Below are 5999 nucleotides of genomic sequence, written 5' to 3'. Positions count from 1 at the left end.
GGTCAGACGTTGAAGCCGAGAGCCCGCAGCTGGTCGCGACCGTCATCGGTGATCTTGTCGGGACCCCACGGGGGCATCCAGACCCAGTTGATGGTCACGTCGTTGACCAGGGCATCCGGCCCGTCGGTCAGGGCCGAACGGGTCTGGTCCTCGATCACGTCGGTCAGCGGGCAGGCCGCCGACGTCAGCGTCATGTCCAGGGTGACCGTGTTGTCGTCGTGGACGTTGATGCCGTAGACGAGACCGAGGTCGACGACGTTGATGCCGAGCTCGGGGTCGACGACGTCGCGCATGGCCTCCTCGACGTCATCGACAGCGGCCTTGTCCACGGCCTTGTCCACAGCAGTGTCACCGGCCGTCGCTACGGCCGACGCGACCGGTTCGGCCGTTCCCACTTCAGCCACGGTCGGGTCCTGTTCGGTCACGGTGGTCTCGCTCACCGGTCCACCTCCTGTTCCGGGATGCCGCCCACCGCCTGCGCGGTCGCGTCCTTCCAGGCCATCCACGACAGCAGGGCGCATTTGACCCTGGCCGGGTACTTCGACACGCCCGCGAAGGCGACCGCGTCCTCCAGCACATCCTCGTCCGGCTCGACGGTGCCGCGCGACTGCATCAGCGCCAGGAACTCCCGGCCCAGTTCGAGCGCCTCAGCCACGGACCGGCCGATCACGAGATCGGCCATGACGCTCGCGGACGCCTGGCTGATCGAACAGCCCTCGCTCTCGTAGGAGACGTCCGCGACCTTACCGTCGGCCACCTTGACCCGCAGGGTCACCTCGTCCCCGCAGGTCGGGTTGACGTGGTGGACCTCGGTGTCGAACGGCTCGCGCAGCCCGCGGTGGTGCGGGTTGCGATAGTGGTCCAGGATGATCTCCTGGTACATGGAGTCCAGTTTCACGTCCCGAAGAACCTCCGGACATGCCCCAGGCCTTCCACCAGCGCGTCGACCTCACCACGGGTCGAGTACAGGTGGAAGGAAGCCCGAGTCGTGGCCGGGACGCCGTAGCGCAGGCAGACCGGGCGGGCGCAGTGGTGTCCCACGCGAACGGCGATACCCCGTTCGTCGAGCAGCTGGCCGACATCGTGGGGGTGCAGCGGCCGGTTGTCGGACCCGGTGAGCACGAACGAGACGGCGCCGCCCCGGTCGACCGCGTCCGGCGGCCCGATGATCCGTAGGCCCGGCACGGTGGCCAGCTGGTCGAGTGCGTAGGCGGTGATGTCGTGCTCATGGGCGGCGATCGCGTCCATGCCGAGATCGGTGAGGTAGTCGACCGCGGCGCCGAGGCCGACCGCCTGGGCGATCATCGGCGTGCCGGCCTCGAACCGGTGCGGTGGCACGGCGTACGTCGACGCCTCCATCGTCACCACTTCGATCATCTCGCCGCCGCCGAGGAACGGCGGCATCACCGCCAGCAGCTCACCCCGGCCCCACAGCACGCCGATACCGGTCGGCCCGCACATCTTGTGGCCGGTGAAGGCGAGGAAATCCACCCCGAGCGCGGTCACGTCGATCGGCATGTGCGGTACGGACTGGGAGGCGTCCAGGACGGTCAGCGCGCCCACCGCCCGAGCCCGGTCGACCAGCGTCGCCACCGGGTTGACCGTGCCGAGGATGTTCGACTGGTGCACGAACGAGACGACCTTCGCCCGCTCGGTGATCACTTTCTCCACATCCGCCAGGTCGAGGCGGCCGTCGTCGGTGAGACCGATCCAGCGCAGGGCCGCCCCGGTCCGCCGGCACAGCATCTGCCACGGCACGAGGTTGGAGTGGTGCTCCATCTCGGTGATGACGACCTCGTCGCCCGGCCCGAGACGAAACCGCTCCGCCTCGGGACCGGCGGCAGCCGCGTTGCTCATCGCATAGGCGACGAGGTTCAGCGCCTCGGAGGAGTTCTTGGTGAAGACGACCTCGTCCCGGCTGGGTGCGCCGATGAAGGCGGCGACCCGGTCGCGGGCGGACTCGTACAGCGCGGTCGCCTCCTCGGCCAGCACGTGGATGCCGCGGTGGACGTTGGCGTTGTGCAGCTCGTAGTAGTCCCGCTCGGCGTCGAGGACGGCCGTGGGCTTCTGCGAGCTGGCCGCGCTGTCGAGGTAGACCAGCGGCCGGCCGTCGTGGACACGCCGGGCCAGGATCGGGAAGTCCTTGCGGACCTGATCGACGTCGTACCCGCCCCCCGGCTGAGCGGCGGTGCGCCGCGTGGGCGAGGGCATCGCGTCCGTCATCGTCATACCGCCGTCCCGGCCGGCGCAGGCACTTCGGTCGCCTCGGTCGCCTCGGTCGCCTTGACGTACCGGTCGTAGCCGCCGTCCTCCAAGACCGCGGCGAGCTCGGGGCCGCCGGAGTCGACGATGCGCCCGCCAGCCATCACATGGACGAACTCCGGCTTCACATAACGCAGGATACGGGTGTAATGGGTGATCAGAAGAATACCGGTCTCCCCGGCCGCGCGGACGGATTCGATGCCGGCGGAGACGATCCGCAGCGCGTCCACGTCAAGGCCCGAGTCGGTCTCGTCCAAGATAGCGATCTTCGGCTTGAGCAGGGCCATCTGAAGGATTTCGTGACGCTTCTTCTCGCCACCGGAAAAACCCTCGTTGACGCTGCGCTCGGCGAATGCCGGGTCCATTTCCAGGGTCGCCATGGACTCACGGACTTCCTTGACCCACGTACGCAGTTTGGGCGCCTCGCCGCGCACGGCTGTCACGGATGAGCGCAGGAAGTTCGACACCGACACGCCGGGCACCTCAACCGGGTACTGCATGGCAAGGAAGACCCCGGCGCGGGCGCGTTCGTCCACGCTCATCGCGAGCACGTCGACCCCGTCCAACGCCACCGAACCACTGGTGATCGTGTACTTGGGGTGACCGGCGATGGAGTACGCCAGCGTCGACTTGCCGGAGCCGTTCGGCCCCATGATCGCATGGGTCTCGCCGCGGCGGATCGTCAGGTCCACACCGCGCAGGATCTCCCTCCCCTCGGTGGAATCGGTCTCCACCGAGACATGGAGGTTACGGATCTCAAGGGTCGACACTTGATCAGTCTCCTAAAAACCGCTATGTCCTACAAGCCGCTATGACTGCCCGATGTCGACGAGCACGTCGTCACCGTCGATCTTCACCGGATAGACGGGTACCGGCTCGGTTGCCGGCAGCCCGACGGGTTCACCTGTGGCAAGGTCGAACTGCGAGCCGTGCAGCCAGCATTCGATCCTCGCGTCCTCGACCTCGCCGTGGGAGAGCATCACCTCGGCGTGGGAACACTCGTCGCGGATGGCGTAGACCTGCCCACCGGCCAGTGCCAGGCACACCGGCTGCCCGCCGACCTCGACGCCGAGCGCGGACTCCTCGCTGAGGTCCGCCAACGCGCACACACGCTGAAAAACACCCACTAGACGACCCCGTCCAGCTCCGCCTCGACCGCCGCGGTGATCCGTTCCCGGAGAGAGCCGATCTCGATCCGGTCGACGATCTCGGCGAAGAAGCCGCGGACCACCAGCCGTCGCGCCTCGTCCGCCGGGATGCCCCGCGCCATCAGGTAGAACAGCGCCTCGTCGTCGAAACGGCCGGTGGCGCTGGCGTGGCCGGCCCCGACGACCTCGCCGGTGGATATCTCCAGGTTCGGTACCGAGTCCGCACGGGCACCATCGGTGAGGACGAGGTTACGGTTCAGCTCGTAGGTGTCGGTACCCACGGCGTCCGCGCCAATCACCACGTCACCGATCCACACCGCGTGCGCGCCCTCGCCCTGCAACGCGCCCTTGTAGGCGACCCGGCTGCGGCAGGACCGCGGGCTGTGATCAACCAGCAGCCGGTGCTCCTGGTGCTGGCCGGCGTCGGTGAAGAACAGCCCGTAGAGCTCGGCATCCCCGCCAGGTCCGGCATAGGTGACGGTGGGCGACAAGCGGACGAGATCTCCACCGAGAGTCACCGTGAACGAACGGAACCGGGCGTCCCGGCCGACCCTGGCCGCGTGTGCGGCGACGTGCACAGCGCCGGGATCCCAATCCTGGAGCGACACGAAGACCAGGGACGCGCTGTCGCCGATGGACAGCTCGACGTTGCCGGCGAAGACGGCCTGTCCGGTGTGATCGAGCACCACCGTGACCGAGGCGAACGCGCCGACTTCGACCACCAGGTGGCCGTAGGCCGTTCCGCCGGAGCCGTGCAGCCGGACGACCACCGGCGTGTCCGGGGCCGCCTCGGCGGGCACGGTGACGACCACGGCATGCTCGGCGCGGGTCATCGCGAACGCCGACACACGGTCGGCCGGGGTGAGCACCCGCCCGACGCGGGCGTCATCGATGCCGACGCGCTCAACCGTCACTCCCGGGGGCGCTTCGACATCCACCGTGAACGTGGCGTCGGCGGCCGGGCCACCGAGCAGGCCGCCGAGCCGGCGCAACGGAGTGAACCGCCACTCCTCCTCGCGGCCGGTCGGTAGCGGATGAACCTGGGGGTCGCGGGAGCGCACCGGACGCGGCCGGCCGTCGGGCCGCCCCGCCGACACCCCCGCCTTCGACCCGGCCGGCGAACCGGTCGAGGACCCGGGCACCAGCACAGCCGGACCGGCCGGGGATCCCGCGGCGGATCCTGCGGCCGAGCCCGCGGCCGAACCGTCCCGCGAGCCGTTGTGGATGGGAGCGGTCACCATCAGCCGACCGCGCCTTCCATCTGCAGCTCGATCAGCCGGTTGAGCTCGAGGGCGTACTCCATCGGCAGTTCCCGGGCGATCGGCTCGACGAACCCGCGCACGACCATGGCCATGGCCTCATCCTCGGAGAGCCCGCGGCTCATCAGGTAGAAGAGCTGGTCCTCCCCGACCTTGGACACGGTGGCCTCATGCCCGATGGAGGCGTCGTCCTCCCGGACGTCCACATACGGGTAGGTGTCGGAACGACTGATCGCGTCCACCAACAGGGCGTCACACTTCACCGTCGCCCGCGCGTTGTGCGCGTCGTCCTGGATCTGGACCAGGCCCCGGTAGGACGTCCGGCCGCCGCCGCGGGCCACCGACTTGGAAACGATCTTGGATGATGTCCGCGGCGCGGCGTGCACCATCTTCGCGCCGGCGTCCTGGTGCTGGCCGGGGCCGGCGAACGCGATCGAGAGCACCTCGCCCTTGGCCTGCTCACCGAGCAGCCACACGGCCGGGTACTTCATTGTCACCTTGGAACCGATGTTCCCGTCGATCCACTCCATGGTGCCGCCGGCCTGACACGCCGCCCGCTTGGTGACCAGGTTGTACACGTTGTTCGACCAGTTCTGGATGGTCGTGTAGCGACAGCGGGCGTTCTTCTTCACCACGATCTCCACGACCGCCGAATGCAGCGAGTCGGAGGAGTAGATCGGTGCCGTGCAGCCCTCGACGTAGTGCACGTAGGCACCCTCGTCGACGATGATGAGCGTCCGCTCGAACTGGCCCATGTTCTCGGTGTTGATGCGGAAATAGGCCTGGAGCGGAATGTCGACATGCACGCCCGGCGGTACGTAGATGAAAGAACCACCGGACCACACCGCGGTGTTGAGCGCGGCGAACTTGTTGTCCCCGACCGGGATGACCGACCCGAAGTACTCCTGGAAAATCTCCGGATGCTCCCGCAGGCCGGTGTCGGTGTCGAGGAAGATAACACCCTGCTCCTCAAGATCCTCACGAATCTTGTGGTAAACGACTTCACTTTCGTACTGAGCCGCCACGCCGGAGACCAGGCGCTGCTTCTCGGCTTCAGGAATGCCGAGCCTGTCGTAGGTGCTACGGATGTCCGCGGGCAGATCGTCCCAGGTGGCAGCCTGCTTCTCGGTCGACCGGACAAAGTACTTGATATTGTCGAAGTCGATCCCGGACAGGTCCGCGCCCCAGGTCGGCATGGGCTTGCGGCCGAAGAGCTTCAGGCCCTTGAGCCGGAGCTGCGTCATCCACTCCGGTTCGCTCTTCTTGGCCGAGATGCCGAGGACGACCGCCTCCGACAGCCCGCGCTGGGCGGTTGCCGCATACGCGTCCG

At 68.1% G+C, this 5999-nt stretch carries 7 protein-coding genes; all 7 read right to left on the bottom strand.

Annotated elements, in window-relative coordinates:
* Positions 1–2: 2 nt before the first annotated feature.
* A complete protein-coding gene (locus MJ785_RS06320) occupies positions 3–440 on the bottom strand; it encodes a metal-sulfur cluster assembly factor (RefSeq protein WP_370652611.1) in 438 nt (145 codons plus the stop codon).
* Positions 437–898 carry a Fe-S cluster assembly sulfur transfer protein SufU gene (gene sufU, locus MJ785_RS06315; RefSeq protein WP_239380180.1) on the bottom strand — a complete coding sequence of 154 codons (462 nt, stop codon included), beginning with the start codon at positions 896–898 and terminating at the stop codon, positions 437–439. The genes MJ785_RS06320 and sufU overlap by 4 nt, the downstream gene beginning before the upstream one ends.
* Positions 895–2211 carry a cysteine desulfurase gene (locus tag MJ785_RS06310; protein ID WP_370651429.1) on the bottom strand — a complete coding sequence of 439 codons (1317 nt, stop codon included), beginning with the start codon at positions 2209–2211 and terminating at the stop codon, positions 895–897. The genes sufU and MJ785_RS06310 overlap by 4 nt, the downstream gene beginning before the upstream one ends.
* A gap of 14 nt (positions 2212–2225) precedes the next feature.
* Positions 2226–3032 (bottom strand): Fe-S cluster assembly ATPase SufC, encoded by an 807-nt coding sequence (gene sufC, locus MJ785_RS06305; RefSeq protein WP_239380179.1) that lies wholly within the window; start codon positions 3030–3032, stop codon positions 2226–2228.
* A gap of 39 nt (positions 3033–3071) precedes the next feature.
* The gene (locus MJ785_RS06300; RefSeq protein ID WP_239372483.1) at positions 3072–3389 is read right to left on the bottom strand and encodes a non-heme iron oxygenase ferredoxin subunit; all 318 of its coding nucleotides are present in this window, start codon (positions 3387–3389) and stop codon (positions 3072–3074) included.
* On the bottom strand, positions 3389–4651 hold the full coding sequence (sufD, locus tag MJ785_RS06295) for a Fe-S cluster assembly protein SufD (protein WP_239308519.1): 1263 nt from the start codon (positions 4649–4651) through the stop codon (positions 3389–3391). Before sufD ends, MJ785_RS06300 begins: the two co-directional genes overlap by 1 nt.
* On the bottom strand, positions 4651–5999 hold a 1349-nt coding region (gene sufB / locus MJ785_RS06290), incomplete at its 5' end, for a Fe-S cluster assembly protein SufB (RefSeq protein WP_239380178.1). The genes sufB and sufD, both read right to left, overlap by 1 nt.

Origin of the sequence: Protofrankia sp. CiT1 (genome assembly GCF_917627335.1) — a bacterium.
Classification (GTDB): Bacteria; Actinomycetota; Actinomycetes; order Frankiales; family Frankiaceae; genus Protofrankia.
The sequence above is the reverse complement of the archived record's forward strand: the minus strand, read 5'-3'. Positions and strand labels throughout refer to the sequence as shown.